Origin of the sequence: Bradyrhizobium sp. 2TAF36 (assembly GCF_052114925.1) — a bacterium.
Lineage (GTDB): Bacteria > Pseudomonadota > Alphaproteobacteria > Rhizobiales > Xanthobacteraceae > Bradyrhizobium > Bradyrhizobium barranii.
In genome coordinates this window covers 1-16,020 of the sequence record NZ_JBFRFR010000118.1, presented here as the reverse complement: position 1 = coordinate 16,020, position 16,020 = coordinate 1, and the positions used below count along the sequence as shown (strand labels likewise).

The 16,020-nt window shown below is 58.4% G+C and carries 18 protein-coding genes; 7 read left to right on the top strand and 11 right to left on the bottom strand.

Going from position 1 to position 16,020, the window contains the following annotated elements; all coding sequences use genetic code 11:
- Positions 1–162: 162 nt before the first annotated feature.
- Both AB4Z51_RS40635 and AB4Z51_RS40630 read right to left on the bottom strand, forming a co-directional pair.
- Entirely contained in the window at positions 163–693 is a 531-nt protein-coding gene (locus AB4Z51_RS40635; protein WP_441499381.1) for a DUF1003 domain-containing protein, read from the bottom strand.
- Positions 690–1,169 (bottom strand): low affinity iron permease family protein, encoded by a 480-nt coding sequence (locus AB4Z51_RS40630; RefSeq protein WP_441499380.1) that lies wholly within the window; start codon positions 1,167–1,169, stop codon positions 690–692. Before AB4Z51_RS40630 ends, AB4Z51_RS40635 begins: the two co-directional genes overlap by 4 nt.
- A 202-nt stretch (positions 1,170–1,371) precedes the next feature.
- Between AB4Z51_RS40630 and AB4Z51_RS40625 the strand changes: the two genes are divergently transcribed.
- Together AB4Z51_RS40625 and AB4Z51_RS40620 are read left to right on the top strand one after the other, a co-directional pair.
- The gene (locus AB4Z51_RS40625; RefSeq protein WP_441499379.1) at positions 1,372–1,740 is read left to right on the top strand and encodes a hypothetical protein; all 369 of its coding nucleotides are present in this window, start codon (positions 1,372–1,374) and stop codon (positions 1,738–1,740) included.
- Positions 1,734–2,744 carry a carbohydrate porin gene (locus tag AB4Z51_RS40620; RefSeq protein WP_441499378.1) on the top strand — a complete coding sequence of 337 codons (1,011 nt, stop codon included), beginning with the start codon at positions 1,734–1,736 and terminating at the stop codon, positions 2,742–2,744. Before AB4Z51_RS40625 ends, AB4Z51_RS40620 begins: the two co-directional genes overlap by 7 nt.
- Before the next feature lie 173 nt (positions 2,745–2,917).
- Here AB4Z51_RS40620 and AB4Z51_RS40615 read toward each other — a convergent pair whose 3' ends face one another.
- On the bottom strand, positions 2,918–3,289 hold the full coding sequence (locus AB4Z51_RS40615) for a response regulator (RefSeq protein WP_441499377.1): 372 nt from the start codon (positions 3,287–3,289) through the stop codon (positions 2,918–2,920).
- A gap of 280 nt (positions 3,290–3,569) precedes the next feature.
- Between AB4Z51_RS40615 and AB4Z51_RS40610 the strand changes: the two genes are divergently transcribed.
- Positions 3,570–4,550 (top strand): sensor histidine kinase, encoded by a 981-nt coding sequence (locus AB4Z51_RS40610; RefSeq protein WP_441499382.1) that lies wholly within the window; start codon positions 3,570–3,572, stop codon positions 4,548–4,550.
- A 149-nt stretch (positions 4,551–4,699) separates the two neighbouring features.
- Here AB4Z51_RS40610 and AB4Z51_RS40605 read toward each other — a convergent pair whose 3' ends face one another.
- On the bottom strand, positions 4,700–5,602 hold the full coding sequence (locus tag AB4Z51_RS40605) for a LysR family transcriptional regulator (RefSeq protein ID WP_441499376.1): 903 nt from the start codon (positions 5,600–5,602) through the stop codon (positions 4,700–4,702).
- Between the two features lie 132 nt (positions 5,603–5,734).
- Here AB4Z51_RS40605 and AB4Z51_RS40600 point away from each other — a divergent pair, with 132 nt between their 5' ends.
- Positions 5,735–6,241 carry an SgcJ/EcaC family oxidoreductase gene (locus AB4Z51_RS40600; protein ID WP_441499375.1) on the top strand — a complete coding sequence of 169 codons (507 nt, stop codon included), beginning with the start codon at positions 5,735–5,737 and terminating at the stop codon, positions 6,239–6,241.
- A gap of 131 nt (positions 6,242–6,372) precedes the next feature.
- Here the strand turns inward: AB4Z51_RS40600 and AB4Z51_RS40595 are convergent, their stop codons facing one another.
- The 3 genes from AB4Z51_RS40595 to AB4Z51_RS40585 all read right to left on the bottom strand — a co-directional run bounded on the left by AB4Z51_RS40595 (position 6,373) and on the right by AB4Z51_RS40585 (position 9,003).
- Positions 6,373–7,386, bottom strand: a complete 1,014-nt coding sequence (locus tag AB4Z51_RS40595; RefSeq protein ID WP_441499374.1) for a methyltransferase — start codon at positions 7,384–7,386, stop codon at positions 6,373–6,375.
- Between the two features lie 22 nt (positions 7,387–7,408).
- Positions 7,409–8,284, bottom strand: a complete 876-nt coding sequence (locus AB4Z51_RS40590) for a Bug family tripartite tricarboxylate transporter substrate binding protein (protein WP_441499373.1) — start codon at positions 8,282–8,284, stop codon at positions 7,409–7,411.
- 191 nt (positions 8,285–8,475) lie between these two features.
- On the bottom strand, positions 8,476–9,003 hold the full coding sequence (locus tag AB4Z51_RS40585) for a MarR family winged helix-turn-helix transcriptional regulator (RefSeq protein ID WP_441499372.1): 528 nt from the start codon (positions 9,001–9,003) through the stop codon (positions 8,476–8,478).
- Between the two features lie 905 nt (positions 9,004–9,908).
- Here AB4Z51_RS40585 and AB4Z51_RS40580 point away from each other — a divergent pair.
- Both AB4Z51_RS40580 and AB4Z51_RS40575 read left to right on the top strand, forming a co-directional pair.
- Complete coding sequence (locus AB4Z51_RS40580) at positions 9,909–10,298, top strand: hypothetical protein (RefSeq protein ID WP_441499371.1); 390 nt, start codon at positions 9,909–9,911, stop codon at positions 10,296–10,298.
- A gap of 270 nt (positions 10,299–10,568) precedes the next feature.
- Positions 10,569–11,876: a cytochrome-c peroxidase gene (locus AB4Z51_RS40575; RefSeq protein WP_441499370.1), complete on the top strand. Its 1,308-nt coding sequence runs from the start codon at positions 10,569–10,571 to the stop codon at positions 11,874–11,876.
- A 610-nt stretch (positions 11,877–12,486) separates the two neighbouring features.
- Here AB4Z51_RS40575 and AB4Z51_RS40570 read toward each other — a convergent pair.
- Complete coding sequence (locus AB4Z51_RS40570; RefSeq protein ID WP_441499369.1) at positions 12,487–13,740, bottom strand: alpha/beta fold hydrolase; 1,254 nt, start codon at positions 13,738–13,740, stop codon at positions 12,487–12,489.
- Here AB4Z51_RS40570 and AB4Z51_RS40565 point away from each other — a divergent pair.
- Complete coding sequence (locus AB4Z51_RS40565; RefSeq protein ID WP_441499368.1) at positions 13,726–13,863, top strand: hypothetical protein; 138 nt, start codon at positions 13,726–13,728, stop codon at positions 13,861–13,863. The two genes, AB4Z51_RS40570 and AB4Z51_RS40565, sit on opposite strands and share 15 nt — an antisense overlap.
- Positions 13,864–14,287: 424 nt before the next feature.
- On the opposite strand, the gene AB4Z51_RS40560 is transcribed toward AB4Z51_RS40565, so the two are convergent.
- From AB4Z51_RS40560 to AB4Z51_RS40550, 3 genes are all read right to left on the bottom strand, one after another.
- On the bottom strand, positions 14,288–14,479 hold the full coding sequence (locus AB4Z51_RS40560) for a hypothetical protein (protein ID WP_441499367.1): 192 nt from the start codon (positions 14,477–14,479) through the stop codon (positions 14,288–14,290).
- Positions 14,476–14,604 carry a hypothetical protein gene (locus tag AB4Z51_RS40555; RefSeq protein ID WP_441499366.1) on the bottom strand — a complete coding sequence of 43 codons (129 nt, stop codon included), beginning with the start codon at positions 14,602–14,604 and terminating at the stop codon, positions 14,476–14,478. The genes AB4Z51_RS40560 and AB4Z51_RS40555 overlap by 4 nt, the downstream gene beginning before the upstream one ends.
- Positions 14,605–15,100: 496 nt before the next feature.
- The gene (locus tag AB4Z51_RS40550; RefSeq protein WP_441499365.1) at positions 15,101–15,322 is read right to left on the bottom strand and encodes a LuxR C-terminal-related transcriptional regulator; all 222 of its coding nucleotides are present in this window, start codon (positions 15,320–15,322) and stop codon (positions 15,101–15,103) included.
- Positions 15,323–16,020: the final 698 nt, after the last annotated feature.

Genomic DNA, 16,020 nt, shown 5'->3' with positions numbered 1-16,020 from the left:
GCCAATTGGCGTTCCAGAACGGCCCGCAGGTTGGCTTCCGCCGCTGCAAGGTCAGCGCGGGCGCTGTCGAGCTGCTGCTTTGCTGTTTTCTTGCTCATTTGAATTTTTTCCCTTCCGGATCATCGACCAAGTAGAGGCCCATGCTGTTGTTTGCGCGGAACGCTAGACGGACGTCTTGTCGTTCTTGGAGCGTATATCGCGCGCAATGCTTTCCACCTGAGTATCCTTGGCAAGCTCTGTGGCCTCGAGATCCTGTGGAAATTCCACGTCGAACTTCGCAGCGATGGCATCCAGCTTATGGAGGATGCTGGTCGCCTCCTTCTCCGCCAGGATATTGATCTGAAGATCGAGGTGATTACGCCGCTCGGAGCGCTGATCCATGGTGTTCTGGCGGATCAGAACGAAGGACGTCAGAAGCACGGCTTCGAGCGCGAGCACGGCCGACAGGAAATTGAACGGGTAAGGGTCGAAGCGAGTGGACCCGTAGGTATTCCAAACGACCCACGCGACGACGAGAAGGAGTTGAAGCAACACGAAATGAATGGTCCCGACGAACCATCCGACCGTGTGAGAAGCCCTATGAAACCTCGATAGTTTTCGTTCCTCTTCCTTTTCCAGCTCGGCAACGCACTCAATATTCCTCGAAACCGCGCTGTGTCGGATACCGCGGTCATGATCTGCTTCACCGTTCATTCGGTGACGAGGTCTGCGGCGCGACGCGCCTTCTTTCTGGCACTCTCCACCGTCTGCTCTCCGGCCTTCTCGGCCTTGGCCCGCACCTCGCATTTCGAGCGGATCTCGTCGAGCTCATCGTCAGTTAGATGCTCGATCCCGACGAACGAGTTGTGCACGGCACTTACCCTGACGAGCTCGTCCAGCTTCACCTGAATGGCCGCGCTGTCGCGATTCTGGGAATTCTGGATCAAGAAGACCATCAGGAACGTCACGATCGTTGTGCCGGTGTTGATCACCAATTGCCACGTGTCGGAGTAGTGGAAGATTGGCCCGGTGATCGCCCAAATGATCACGACCGCGGCAGCGATCACGAAGGTCAGTGCACGGCCGGCGGCCTGAGATGTGCGGTTGGCGATGTCACCAAAGAGCTTTCCAGCTCGCGCTGCGGGACCCTTGGAAGCCTTGTCACCGCGTCTCTTGGTTGTCACCGACATTGATAAGTCCCGCCTGATCGCCGGAGAACTGCGGGACAACAAGAATGGAACTCGAAGGTTCCATGGCCGGAGACGTTTCGAACTGAGCGGTGCAGGCTATGTTCACTTCGTAACACATGGGGAGGTTGTTGGCCGTGCTGAAAGGACGTTGTGGCGGCCCGCCGAACACTGCAACATGACCGGCCGAGGGACAGGTTGAACGATGCGCGCTTGGCTGCTGGCACTGACGCTCGTTGCGCCCCTTGCAGGGAGCGCCTTCGCGCAGGAGGACAAGAAAACCGACGATCTAAAGCCATCCGATCCCGACACCGGCGAGAGCACGGTGCAGGAAACCACCCTGGGCCTGCTGCCCAATCCCTTTGAGAAGAATGGCATCAAGTTTGCCGTAACATATATCGGCGAGGTGCTCGGCAATCCCTCGGGCGGCGCGCAGCAAAGTGCAGTCTACGAAGATCGCATCAACTTCGCGATGGACGTCGATCTCCAGAAGATGATTGGGCTGAACGGAGTTACGTTTCATGCCAACGTCTTCCGGATCGACGGGGCGGCCTCTCGCGCGGGGCGTTGCTGAATTTCCTCGACGTCAGCGGCATCGAGGCACTCCCGACCACGCGTCTCTACGAGATGTGGTTCGAGAAGAAATGGAACGACCACAAGATCGCGCTCCGCGCAGGCCAGCTTGCCGCTGATTCCGAGTTTGCGGCTTCGAAATACACCGACGTGTTCACGAATGCCTCACTCGGCTGGCCCGGCATTTTTGCCTTGAATATGCCGAGTGGCGGCCCCTCGCCTCCGCTGGCCGCCGTTGGAGCGCGTCTCCGCGCTGACGTGACCGACAATTTGACCCTTGTCGGGGCGGTCTTCGACGGTAATGCCTCGGGGCCCGGCCTTGATGATCCGCAGCTTCGCGACCGGTACGGACTGAATTTTCGCGTCAACGACCCTCCGCTGGTGCTCACCGAGGCTCAGTTTCAGTGGAGTTCGAGGAAGGGTGATCCTGGTCTCGACGGCAAATTCAAGCTTGGCGGCTGGCGCCATCTAGGTGGTTTCGACAACGAACGCTTCGATACAAGTGGGCTTTCGCTCGCGGATCCCGCGACGAGCGGTACGCCCGCCAGGCTGGCGGGCGACTACGGGATCTACGGTGTCTTCGAACAGAAGATTTATCGCGTTCACGGCGACGACGACCGCGGCATCGGCGTCTTCGCGCGCGCGTCTTACTCGCCACCGGACCGCAACCTGATCGATGTCTACGCCGACGGAGGATTTGAATTCGTCGGTCTCGCAGATGCGCGTCCACACGACAAGTTCGGCGTCGCCGTCGCTTACGCCCATGTGTCGCCATGGGCAACGGCGTTCGACCGCGACTTCCAGTCCCGGTACGGACCAAATTGGCCGGTGCGACTGCTGACCACCGTCTATCAGTATGAGGTGCGCGCCGGCCTCACATTGCAACTCAACCTCCAGTACATTCGCCACCCCTGTGGTGGTGCAACCGGCCCGACCCGGACCATGCCGGGCGCGTCGTTGAGGCACGCCATCGTCCTTGGGATGCGAACGGTCGCGAAGTTTTAAAGCGGTGAGAGGTCGAGACCAGCTATGGGTCAAAATGCGAAGAACTCAGAGTGAGCAAAGTCAGTCCGCTCTACCCCACCAAGCGGACCTCAATGAAAGGTGTCGCCACTTCGCTGATGGGACAAACCCGGAAGTCGCAACGACTGCGTTAGCTCCGCTGAAAGGTGCTTCAATCAGACTGTCAATTCACGAAGCGTTTTCAAGATTTGAGCAGCATTGTAGGGCTTCGGCAAAAATAGCCCGCCGTCTGGCAGATCATCACAACTGATTCTGGCTTGGCCGGAAGTGGTAATGATCTTGATCGGAGGCCAGCGATCTCTGACCGCGGCAGCCAGTTTGAGACCATCCATACTGCCGGGCATTTGGATGTCGGTGAAGACGACGGTGATGTCTAATCGGGTTTCGAGAATAGCAATGGCTTCATCCGCATTGGCCGCTTCGATCACATCGAACTCATCTCCTGCAATCATTTGCGCCGCGTCCATCCGTATCAACACGTCATCTTCAACAATAAGAATGACCGCTCGTTTCGCTGCTGAAATCATCGGTCAATCTTTCATCTAATCGAATTGGCCTCTCAGCCTCGTTTTATGTGCCAGGAATCCAACCTGTTGCTCGAACCTTTTGGGGGGCCGCGGAGTTGGTTCCCAAAGCGTCATCCGAAATCCCCTAAGGCGTTTGCAGGCTGGCGTTGTTCCCGATCTAATCCACTGCAGCAGGCAAAGTTCATCGGGCTGAGGAATAAACGTGGAAGCGCAAGGTGTTGGCTTGGTTGAGGTGGTCCCAGTCCCGAAGGTTTCCGAAGACCCGGCCGAGAAGGCGGGCCTGCCGGTTTGGAATGCCGACCAGCTTCGTTTGGCAATCCTGGCGGCGGGCGTCGCGCTCTGGTCGTGGAACGTAGACAACAATCGATTCACAATGGACGAGAGGGCTTTCGATCTCTGGGGGGTGCCCCTGAGCGAATACGTGTCGTTCGATGACCTCTCGTCACATGTACATCCGGCCGACCGTGATCGCGTAAAAGCTGCTTTTGCTGCCACCCGCGCGATCGTCGGCGCCTACGAAATTGATTTCCGTATCATGGTCGGCGAAGAGGTCAGGTGGATTTCCGCTCGCGGCCAGGGAAATGACGCGGGCATTGTTGGTCGCATCATGTACGGAATTTTCATCGACGTGACGGGACGCAAGCAAGCTGAGGAAGGCCATGAGTTGCTCGCTGGCGAAATGAGCCACCGGGTGAAAAATCTACTGGCCATTGCATCCGGTCTCACCGCTATCACTTCGCGGTCCGCCAAGACGACCGCCGACATGGCGAAAGAACTTACGCATCGGCTGACGGCGCTAGGTCGCGCCCATGATCTGGTCCGGCCCCTTCCCGGTCAGGGTGGAAAAGCGGCGCTGTTAGGCGATCTTTTGACCGTACTGCTTGCGCCTTATGACGACTTGGGAGCGTTTAGCGGTCGCGTCCGCGTCTCAGTCCCCCGCATGGGCGTCGGCGAGCAAGCGGCTACAACTCTCGCGCTCGTTGTCCATGAGCTGGCCACCAATTCACTGAAGTATGGCGCGCTATCCTCGCCAACCGGCACACTGGATATATCCTGCGCCGCGCATGATACCGAGGTGGTAGTCGTCTGGACCGAGCGCGGCGGGCCGCCCGTCGCGTCTCCGATTGGTGAAGGTGGATATGGAAGCAAGCTGCTCAATCGCAGCATGACGGCCCAGCTTGGCGGCTCGATTTCGTGCGATTGGAGTGCGGAGGGCGTGATCGTCACACTTCATATGGTCAAAGACCGCCTGACAAGGTAGAGGCCGCATATCTCAATGGTGCCAAAGACCGGACGATCACCTCCTTCACGCGCTGACTTTTGACGTCGTCACTCAACAGTCGGGGGATCGCCAATTGAGCGGTCACGGTCGAACGCCGCTTCGGGCCATCAGCGGAAGTTGCACAACAGTCATTTCTTCATTTCGCCGCGCATCAGGACGGGCTTCAGTTCGCTGAGGCAAAACTCGAAGACCGCATTCACGCGTGGCACTTTACGAAGAAATCGGTGTACAAGAAGGAACATTGGATAGCTTAGTTCCTTCAACGGTCCAAGCACGCGGACAAGCTCTTGGTCCGCGGCCGCGTACACTGCCGGCAAAGGCGCGATACCGGCGCCAGCCTTAATTGCCAAGTGTACGCTGGGAATATTGCTGCATCGCGCTGCAATCCTCGCCCTCGGCGCATGCGTCTTCATCCACCGCGCCGCCGGCAATGCCTCAATCTCATCAACCAGTTCGACAATGTTGAAGGTGCCAATATCGGCAGGTGCGGAAGGTCGGCCATGGCGTTCGACAAACGCTTGGCTGGCGTAAATTCCCCAAGGGACCTCTGCAATTTTACGCCCAACTAGCGCAGGGTCATCAGCAAGAGTTCCCCCTCGGATTGCAATGTCAGCCTCACCCTTGGAAAGATCAAGCGCGCGCTGCTCCATGATCAACTCGATTGTGATGCCTGGATGCTCCGAATGAAAGCGATCAAGAAAGCCAGATTTGATGATGCGCTGACCGACCGTCACGTGGCTCGTCAGCTTGACCAGGCCAGTCGCGGGGTTGTCGAGCGCTGCCGATTGGCGTTGCAAGGTATGAACGGTCGCTTCAACCCGTTCGGCATGGGCCAAAAGCTGTTGGCCATGCGCTGTCAGTCGGTATCCACCGGCCTGTCGTTCCGCGAGGGAGCAGTCGAGAGCGGCTTCAAGAGCTCGTAATCGGCGTTGAACGGTCGACTCATTTACGCCTAAGGCCTTTGCCGCGATCCTGATGCTACCACCGCGCGCGATCGCCAGAAAAGAACGAAGATCGTTCCAATCGAACATCTACCTACCCGCATTTTTGCCGAACCGACGCGCAGACTTGCGGCTCCCCGTCAGCCGACACCTCGTGCAACATGCGCATCTGATTGGCCGAAACCGGAATTGTACAGGTATTTGGACAGCGAAGGAGCGGAAATGAAACATATGAATGCTCTTGCCGCCATTGTCGCGGTCAGTCTGGCGACGTTTGGAACAGCATTAATGTCAGGAGCACAGCAAACCAGCAGCAGCGAGGATGAAGCAGCCATCCGCAAAGTCATTGTGGAAATGACCGAGGGGTTCAACAATCACGACGGCCACGCAGCTGYGCGCATGTACACCTCCGACGCCCAATTTGTCAGCGTCCGCGGTGACATGATGAACGGTAAAGCCGGAATTGAGAAAGGATTGTCGACCATATTGACGACTAGAGCGAAGAGCGCCACGCAGCGAACGATGGACGTTACGGTACGATTCATACGGCCCGATGTGGCGCTCGCGAATGTAACCAATGAACTGAGCGGTCTGGTTGCTCCGGACGGGCACGGGCTCCCTTCGCATCGGGAGCTAAGTCTGAGGGTTTTCGTGAAGGACGCTGGTTTATGGCAGGTCGTGGCTTTTCATAACACGATAGCTGCTCCTTTCGCGCCACCAATTCAGTGAGTGCATGCCTGAAGTCGACCGTCACGCTGATCCGGCGATCTCTTGGGCTCAAAGCGCCGGTTTGACTCCCGGTCGGTCCGATCAACGTGAATGGCGCTGCTTCGCACCGAATTCGCGCTAAACTTCAATATCTAGTTGGCTCGCGCCTCGATCACGCCGAACCGTCCGGCCAAACGCAGGGATGCTTGGCAAAAACCGCTTTGTTCGAGGAGAAGGCGGTACTGACATTCAGTGCGTTCAAGGCCGCCTGGGCCCCGAAGCATATTCAGGTCACTCATGGCATGTGCTTTGTCCGCATCATTGGTAGTTGGCGTTTCCGGCATCATTCGCTCCACCAGCAGGAGTATTCCATCCTTCGGAAGCGCTTGGTGACAATTCCGAAGGATGACACTGCCATGTTCGTCGTCCCAATCGTGAATTACGCTCTTCAATATCAGTCCGTCGGCGAAGGRTGGAATCGAGTCGAAGAAGTTACCCGCAACAAACTGAGCACGGTCGCTGACCCCGATTTGCTCAAGATGTTCCTGCGCTGTCGCCTTGCATCTGGGCAGGTCAAATACGGTACCGCGTATCCGCGGATATCGCTTTGCAACAGCTCCAATCAACTCGCCTGAACCACCGCCGACATCCATTAGGTGGGAGATTTGGCTAAAATCAAACGCGTCTAGAACGTCGGGTGCTACCAGTCGCGTGAGATCGACCATAGCCGCGTTGAATATACCGATACTTTCGGGGGAGCGGGACATCAGCTCAAAGCTATTGTTAAAACCTTGGAGTTGCGCGGCAGTTTTGCCGGCCACTATTGTCTCAAGCAATCCCGACCAAGATTTGGAAAGCATTTCACCCTCGAAGATCGCCCATGCTTTGAGGGACTGATCAGCGGATCCGTCGAGCGCCAACCCTAATTCCGTTAGCGTATAGCCATCTGGAGTGATCCGCGCGCATATCCCAACGGTTGAAAGCGCCGCCATTAAGCGCCTGAGGGCGCCGTGCTGAGTGCCCGTCGCCGTCGCAAGTTGGTCGAGTGACCGGGGTCCGTCATGGAGCAAATCCGCAATTCCTAGCTTGGCGGCCACGTAGATTACGGAGGTGATCCGATGAGATTGGATCAGGTCAAGAAGCTTGGTACCTTCTGAATTGGGCATCAGATTGTCTCCATAGCTTGGACTACTGAGCGTTCTTAACGTCGATGATCCGGGTCACTTCGATGAGCCACGCTCGTTGTTTAACAATACCGGTCTTCAGCTCGTCAGTCGTACCGCCAAGCACGTTATGACCCGCAGCTTCCAACTTTTGACGCGCGTCCGGATCCTGACAGATCGCGGCCACATCCGCTGCAATTCGATCGCGCAATTCTTTCGACATGATCGTGCCCGCGAAAATTCCGGCCAAGCCATCAATTTCCAGTTCTGGATGGCCGAGCTCACGTGCGGTCCGAAGTTCTGGCAATGCGGCGGCTCGGGTGGGATTAATCACCGCGAGAAAGTGCGCCTTTCCGGTCTCGACCGGAGAGGAGGAGGCCGTCAGGGACGTCACCAGGACCTGGATCCGGCCCTCGCCAAGGTCCGCTTGCGGCTGCGAAGCGTCTCTATAGCTCACGAAGTTCATTGCCAGGTCATTCCGCTTCAGAAATGCCGCGAATACGTATCGCGGTAAACTTGGGCCGGACGCCCATGCATATTTGCCTGGGTTTGATCTCACTACGTCTATCAAGTCCGGGATGCTGCGGATCGGCAGATCGTTAGTTACGGCAAGGGTTAGAACGATCGCCGTCGTGGCCGCGATGGGCACCAAATCCCGATCGACGTCGTAGTTCAGGTGGTCGATCAGCAATGGAGCGACGGTAACTGATCCGGCAACGGTATAGAGCAACGTATGGTCATCTTGGCTCGCGACGAAAGCGCCGACTCCAATGGTGCCTTCGGCACCTGGCCTGCCCTCGACTACAACCGGCTTGCCCCATTTCTTGGAAAGCCCATCGGCAAATATTCGAGCCGCCGCATCATTGGCACTTCCCGCGGGAAACGTGACGATTAACTTCACCTGATGCTCAGGCCAACCCGCATGAGCGGCAACGGGAAAAGCAAGAACTAGAGAAACAAATGCCAAGAGCCAAGTCGTAGCGCTCGGCGACATTGCCCCGCAATCTGCCGGCGGACACATTTGCCGATCTGAAAGCCGTGAGTTGGAAAGCGAGATCGTTAGCTGTCGCCAAATTGTCATCGCTTCGGCTCCTACTCCATCGATTTTGCACCTGATTTGCGACGCGGCTTTCGTCGACCGTTGCCGGGACGGGCGTAGGAATCGTTGGCTTCGATTACCCGGACAAGCATATCCACCAAGGCAACGCGCTCCGATTTTGAGAGCGGGGCCAATAACCGTTCCTGTGCGGCAAGCAGGACCGGGCGCAGCCGGCGGCGTAAGTCAGCTCCCCGCCTTGTGACATAGAGACGGCGCGCTCGCCGGTCATCAGGATCCAACTCGCGCTTGACGAGGCCCTTCTGCTCTAGAAGGTCGATCATTTGACCAAAGCTAACCGCATCGACGCCCATCCGGCTCGCAAGCTGCCGTTGGCCGCTGCCCGGTTCCTCCAGGACGGCAGCTAGAACGCCAAACGTTAGAGGTGTTAAATTCTGCGCAGCGAGTATCTCCGCAGTTACACCAAGGCAAATTTGATTAAAGCGGCGTGCCAAATGAGCTGGGACACGATGAGAGCCCAACACCTGAGACTTTTCAATTCGTTCCGAACGCGCTTGGTCCATAGGACTAATCGTAAGATTTCTAATGAAAAGAATACTTAKTATTGCGCGCTGTCAAGAGGAGCCGTTCGTAGAACTCATAGACGTGCACCATCTCGCCATTGTCTACGCCTGACGTGTGCGGATCGGGCCATAAGCCGTCGATGACGAATGTGGAGGGCGGTTGCCGCTTTAGTCCCGAAAGCTGACCTAGTGTTTGCTCGGACCATGCGGCAAATGTATCGAAGATAGGGGGTCGTGTTCGAGGTGCGCGCCGAGATCGCTCGCGTCTGTCAGGAGATGGCTGACAATGAGGTGAGCCGCTCGATGCTGCGACGAATCGCTAGGTCGCTACGTCGCGCACGGTGCAGGGAGGCTCGATAGATGCCGTCAAAACGGTGCCAAAATGCCGCTTTAGCCACTCTTACCGGTGAGGACCTGATCTTGAAACGTAGGAGAGTACGTCATGCCGCCGACCGATCAGTCGCGAAATCATGTTGGCGAACTGAACGAGAGAAAGAATTGCGAGGAATTCCAAAATCATTTCAGAAAGCCTCCGGGTTCGAAAATTCGCTGTCGTAAAACACGCCCCAGCCCGGAGACCGCAAATCTAAAACTGTTTGTTGCGGCGTAAACGCAAAATGGAACACTTCAACGAAGAAGGAATAAATCAGTTGCTATTCGGCAACAGCATGGGGAGATTGCAGCGTTCTCGAAAACACGCTGTCATTGCCGCCGGTCGCCCACGTCGCGCCAGCAATCCGTACTGTTCATCGAGTAGCGGCTCGCCGCACTTGTCGGCCATCTCCTGACAGATGCAAGCGATCTCGAACATGACCCGCCCGATGCTGCGACGGATCGCAAGATCGCCGCGCGGCGCAGCACCGCGTAGGCATGTTCGACAGTGCGGTCAGCACGGTGCCAGCCATTTGGTCGATCAACTCATCCACGTCCGCCTTGCGCAGCAATTCTCGCTTCTTCTCCATCAGCCGCAGTTGCAATATCTCGGTCTTGACCGTGACGTGGGCAGCATCAGCCTCACTGCGCGCCGATTGTCGCCTCTCACGCCGCAAATATCTCAGGTAGGCCACGCGGCTTTGATCAAGCGGGAAGCCGCCACGTTGGCGCTCGATCACGCCTTCGGCTTCGAGCTTGCCGATGTAGGTCCGGCTGCAATCAAGATGCTGCGCGAGTGCCGACGCGCTGACCGTCGCGGACTTTCTAGATCACGGTCGAGAGGCGGGGTTGGCGACGGGCGCAACGGTCTCGGTCATCAGCGTTATTTCCTGTTGCATCCGTGTTGCATCGCGGCAGGATAGCTCACTTCCGCTTTCAGCGGCATAGCAGACCATGCCCGGACTTGCCGCCTGGCCAACCCGGTGGCGAATGACCCAACTGCGACATTGGGCCAGGCCGGTTCGGGGTCGTGGCCAATGACTTTCGACCCCACCACGGGGTGTGTATAGTCCTACCGATATCCAGTGCCTGACTTGGGACACATTAAGCGTCGCGAAATTCTTGACTTGCTTCGGCCCTGCGCGCCTTGAGTGCCCGCTGGAGCCCCTGCCGCCGCTATGAGGTGCCCACTTATGATGCGCGCGACATCCCTCGTGATACTATTGCTCCTATCGTATATCTTCGCGGTAGTTGCTGCGCGAGCCCAAGAGAAAGACGCCGGTGTAGGTGCACCGCCCGCGCTGGCGCCGGAGCAGGCACCGCCCCTGCCCAAGCCGGGCCCGTTAGCCCAGCCCCGTTCATCAATTCAGATCGGCTTCCCCACGGTTTTGACCGAGTATGTTATCTCGCCGTCCACGCTCAGACCTGCCAGAGTCGCATTGGGTCAGAAGCTGTTCTTCGAGCCTCGGCTCTCAGGCGACGATACGGTCTCCTGCGCCACCTGCCACGATCCGGCGCGGGCCTTCACAGACGGCAGGCCCCTGTCAGTCGGCATCCATGGCCACGTCGGCCAACGTAACGCCCCAACCGTGTTGAATGCGCTCTATAACAAGACGCAATTCTGGGACGGCCGCGTCAATACGCTAGAGCAGCAGGCTGCGCTGCCGATCACAAATCCGTTCGAGATGGGCTCGGTCAGTATCGGCGATGCGCTGTCCAGGATCGCCGGCGACAAGGACTATCAGACTCAATTCATGCAGGCCTTCGGCCGGGACGTGAACGAGCAGGATATGTTGAGCGCTATCGCAGCGTACGAACGGACACTGGCTTCCTTCGATTCCCCGTTCGACCATTTCATCGCCGGAGACGTCAACGCCATCAGCGACTCGGCCAAACGCGGCTGGGATTTGTTCAACGCCAAGGCCCGTTGCCACCTCTGCCATGCTTTGACGGACAATCAGCCGGACGCAGCCCTCTTCTTGGATAGCGATTTTCACAACGTTGGCATCGGCATCCTCCGGCATCATGTAGTTCCCCTGGCGCAGCAGGCTGAGCGAGAGCTGGCGCAAGGACATGTGGCGGGTATCGACACCGCGGCGATTACGAGCGAGATGTCGGTCCTCGGGCGCTTCCTCGTGACGAGAAAGCAGGATGATATCGCGTCGTTCAAGACACCGGGCCTACGAAATGTTCTCGTGACCGGACCCTATTTTCACGACGGGTCGATGCAGACCCTGTGGGACGTAATGGATCACTACAACAAGGGCGATGGAATCACGAACCCCTGGCTCGACAAGGACATGCAGCCGTTGGCGCTGACGGAGCCGGAGATCGATGACATGGTGGCGTTTCTCGCCTCACTGACAAGCCCGCAATACAAGGTAACTGGTGACCAGGAGTATGCACGGCAACTCGCTCTATCCAAAGTGAGCCGCCCTCAGCGGGATACGGCGAGGGCTTTCGGCCCGAAGCTGAAGCAGCCGGAGCCGCCCCCGCTCTAATTGTTATTCTCCGGATTGCCGTAATTCCTGCGATCTGAGCTGAGTCATGGCGCGACGCCGAGAGTCCGGTCATGGCACAAAACACACATCGTCGTCGCATCGTTGAACGTCCGCTTTCAGGGGCAAAGCAGATATCTCAGCTAGCGGGCTTCCGATGATCGTTTGTTCCTGCAACGTCCTAAGCGACACTGATGTGCGGACTGTCGCCAAGTCTGCGACGCGCCGAACCACCAGCTATGTCTACAGCTGCCTTGGCTGCAGAGCTCGGTGCGGTCGCTGCGCCCGCACCATCCGAGAAATCATGGACGAGGTAGTTGACGGAGCGAAAGTCGGTCGTGCGGATGGCGGCGCCGTAATCGCTGCGCCCGCGGACAAGCAGCCCTAGGCTTCAATGGTGCCGCCATCCAGTAGCCCCGAATGAGAGGGCAATCACTGCGCGCGGCAAGGTTATCGAATGACCGGGCACTTCCGTTCATGGCCCATCAGCGAAGTGGCTAGCCTTCGCTTTGAGGTCAGCTTAATGGGTCGGAGCGGACTAGATTTGCTCACGCTGAGCGTTTCGGATTTTGACCCCACTCGGACATTTGATCGCTGTAAGGCAGCGACTGCATTACGTCTGAACCGCAAAAAGCCGCCATCGACCGGCGACGCCCTTCAGGGTGTGAGACCCGCGATCCACAAACCGAAGCCCCGAACCCGCAACCAGGTCTTTTACTGTGCTAGAGAGGAGAATTTCGCCAGGTCCAGCATGAGCTGCGACGCGCGCCCCGATGTGCACTGCAATTCCTGCGATCTTGTCGCCGTCGACTTCGCACTCGCCTGTATGAAGGCCGCTCCGGACTGTTAGTCCTAGGGCAGCTACGCCATCTCGAACCGCACAGGCGCACCGTACCGCGCGTGCCGGACCGTCGAAGCTGGCGAAAACCCCATCGCCGGCGGTGTTGATCACTCGCCCTCCCAGGCGCGCTACCTCTTTGCCAACCTGCTGTTGATAGTTGTTCATCAAGTCCCGCCACCGTGCGTCGCCCAACGCTGCCGCGCGGTCGGTAGAGCCAACGATGTCGACGAACAGCACCGTGGCGAGGATACGATCAACCTCAGAGGCTGGGCGTACGCCCGTCACGAACTCCTGAATCTCGGCGAGCAGAATATCGACCTCGCCTATCCAGGCGATGTGATCCTCGCCTGGGAGTTCGACGTATTTAGCATCCGGAATCTGCCCAGCCATGTATTTGGCTCCTGCAGGATTCATGAGACAATCACCGAGCCGGTGAAGAATGAGGGTGGGGACCCGGATCGTTGGAAGGATCTGACGAATGTCGATTTCAACATTCATCCGGTAAAGGGTCACCCCCGCGCCGGGACTCGCCGACAGGCGCTGATGTTGCCCCCACCATTGGCGCCACCGCTCGTCGCTTGCAACGCTGGGGGCTAAGACCTTGAGGCCGATGGGCGTACCCCAGTGCTCTTCATACGCCTTGAAGGCTGCTTCGTGATCCTCGCGGCTCGGTGCCCAAGGATAATCGGCGTCGCGAATCCATTTGGCGTATGCGCCGTACATTATCAACGCAGACGTTCGCATTGGATAGGTGGCTGCAAACAGCGCCGATAGCGGCCCACCTTCGGAGACACCGAACAGGGCGGCACGTGTCGAGCCCGCCGCATCCATGACCGCGCGGACATCGTCCATCCGCTGCTCGAGCGTCGGAAGAGCGCTATCCGCTACGCGGTCTGACAGACCCGTGCCGCGTTTGTCGAACAGGATCAAGCGACTGAAGGAGGCCAGGCGGTCGAGAAATCTGGCGAGGGACGGATCCTCCCACTGATGCTCAAGATGGGAAATCCAACCATGGACCAGGACCAAATCGACGGCTCCTTCGCCGACGACCTGGTAGGCGACGTGAACGTCACCGCTCTTGGCGTACCGTGTCTCAGGGCGCATCGTATCTCGCCCTACCTGTTTGCCGGCCAGGGTGGCCTTCAGTAGCTTGCTACTTTAACACGAAGACGCGGTGAAAAGCATCGCCTCGGGTAAGATGAATGTCCGGTCATGGCCCATCGCGACATTTCCCTGCGCTGCTGACCTTGGTCGCTATCGGGGCATAGCCGACATTGAGCAGGACGACACCGCTTCCCTGCAACTGCAACCACGGATTCTCTCGCACCAGATGTCCTCGATGAGTGCGGTCGCGTGGTCCCCGCGTTTCCTACACGCCTCACAGGACCCGGACGACCTCGCGCAGCTCCGTTCAATCCGAACGTGGCAGGCGCAAAGAGCGGCGACGGCGGAGCGGCGATCAGGCACACGATGGGCTGTAACCTTAGCGCGCGCGCCGAAGATCTCCGACTGGGCGCTTGATCAGCACACGATGCAGGGCAAGTGAGCGAGACATTATCGGACGTCGAGCGGCTTAGGCTGAATGTCGAAGAGAACTTCCATAATGCTTGAAGAAGTTATCAAGCTTCACTGGTTCGCCGGTATGTCGCCACAACAGCTTTTTACCGAGGCTGGCCGCCACCGCGAGGCGGTGGTGGCCGCCGATTAGAGTATGGTCATCAGATGCTGTGGCGATGATCTCGCCGTCTTCGTCCACGATGATCATTTGCTGCCTCCAATCCAGCGCGCGGTCAGCGCCGCCGCGATGGTGCGCAATCCATCTAACCTCGCGCCGATCCCGGCGTTCCAATCCATGAAGATCACTGCGTCCGTATTCGACGTCTCGATCATATCTTGCTTCATGCACGCGAGCTACTACAGGCGCTGCACCGGGGCGATGAGCGGAGATGAAGACCTATCGACCCACTACGCTCTAGCCAAGCTACTTAGCTGCCCCCGTCGTAACTCCTGGCGCCGGCGTTACACCGCGCCGCACTTGGCGCGCCTCACGGCGACCCTCGCGGCGCAYTTGGCGCGCGTCACGGCGATCCTCGCGGCGCCCCTCACGTCGATCTTGACGCCTTTCCATGCCAGCGGTCTGCGCCTCCGCGTCAGGGACCATCAGCACGGTCGGGAACGCGGCAATTGCAGTCGCCAAGCCGAAAGAAGAAAGAAGCTTCCGTCGAGAGATCATGACTGCCTCCCTCACTGGACTGCCCCAAGATTAGAAGTTTACTCGCTCTGCCCGTCCTCGTCTTGATCTATGTCATTGGACGGATGCGCTCACATCCGCCATCGTTCGACGGTCGCGCCCTCGCGCGCGCATCAGCTCGACCACCCCCCACCCTTACGTCACACCTTTGTAGGTCGATAGGTACGCCGACCGCCTGGCAGCGTCAGCGATTTCGGCCGGTGAGTTGATTCCTAGCTTTAGAAGCAATCGGGCTCGTTGTTGTGAAATCCGTTCGGCACGGTCTCCGAGCCGCCCAGCTATCTCACGATCCGTTTTCCCGGCAGCAATGCGCCTTAGAAGCTGCTTCTCGCGTCGATTTAACGGCTGTTCGCGCATGGCAGGATCGGCTGAAGCAGGGTCAACAATTTATCATCTTACAATCGTGCGAGCGGACGGTGGAGTGTCATGTGGTCGCGCGCGGGATCATCTGGCCGAGTGGGCCGCCGGTAACTCCCTGCAATTCCCGGCGCCCCCTGTCGGTCACTCCCAATGCCTCTGCCCAATGACGGTAGGCGTGACCGCCCATTGAGTAAGCGGCGTGACGGGCGAAATTGATCTCGATCAATCGTCGCCAAGGGGCCGTAGGAAAGCCGTCCAGCCGTTGCAGCAGCGCCCTTGGGAAACCGGAAAGCCGCGCCAGCGTATCCCTGTGAAACTAGGGCCTATTGGGGCCCGGCGGGTTCGCCGTAGGCCCTTTCCGGCGCCTGCATAGGCACGTAACATTGTGAAATGTCTTGCAGTTTAGCCATTTTGGCGTGACCTGGAATAGCCGCTTGCAGCAAGGACCACACGGTTTTGCCGTACGCGCGGCTCGCCATGTTCGCTGCAGATTTTCCAGCCCTGTCGACGGAGCCCGAAAACTACCGGCGAGACGGGCCTGTCAGGGCCGTTCGTCCGCACGAAGCCTCGGGCTCACGCAGAGCAATCCGGCCCGCCCTTTGCCATTCGCACCCGACGCTGCCGCGTCCACCGCAAGCCCGGCTCGCGACACTGACGACCACATGATCATCCCTCAAGGATGAACCTGGATGGGC

Coding starts and splice junctions, on each gene's coding strand:
- AB4Z51_RS40635 (WP_441499381.1), bottom strand. CDS start 693: ATGAACGGTGAAGCAGATCATGACCGCGGTATCCGACACAGCGCGGTT.
- AB4Z51_RS40630 (WP_441499380.1), bottom strand. CDS start 1,169: ATGTCGGTGACAACCAAGAGACGCGGTGACAAGGCTTCCAAGGGTCCC.
- AB4Z51_RS40625 (WP_441499379.1), top strand. CDS start 1,372: ATGCGCGCTTGGCTGCTGGCACTGACGCTCGTTGCGCCCCTTGCAGGG.
- AB4Z51_RS40615 (WP_441499377.1), bottom strand. CDS start 3,289: ATGATTTCAGCAGCGAAACGAGCGGTCATTCTTATTGTTGAAGATGAC.
- AB4Z51_RS40605 (WP_441499376.1), bottom strand. CDS start 5,602: ATGTTCGATTGGAACGATCTTCGTTCTTTTCTGGCGATCGCGCGCGGT.
- AB4Z51_RS40585 (WP_441499372.1), bottom strand. CDS start 9,003: ATGGACCAAGCGCGTTCGGAACGAATTGAAAAGTCTCAGGTGTTGGGC.
- AB4Z51_RS40575 (WP_441499370.1), top strand. CDS start 10,569: ATGATGCGCGCGACATCCCTCGTGATACTATTGCTCCTATCGTATATC.
- AB4Z51_RS40565 (WP_441499368.1), top strand. CDS start 13,726: ATGGACCAGGACCAAATCGACGGCTCCTTCGCCGACGACCTGGTAGGC.
- AB4Z51_RS40560 (WP_441499367.1), bottom strand. CDS start 14,479: ATGATCATCGTGGACGAAGACGGCGAGATCATCGCCACAGCATCTGAT.
- AB4Z51_RS40555 (WP_441499366.1), bottom strand. CDS start 14,604: ATGATCGAGACGTCGAATACGGACGCAGTGATCTTCATGGATTGGAAC.
- AB4Z51_RS40550 (WP_441499365.1), bottom strand. CDS start 15,322: ATGCGCGAACAGCCGTTAAATCGACGCGAGAAGCAGCTTCTAAGGCGC.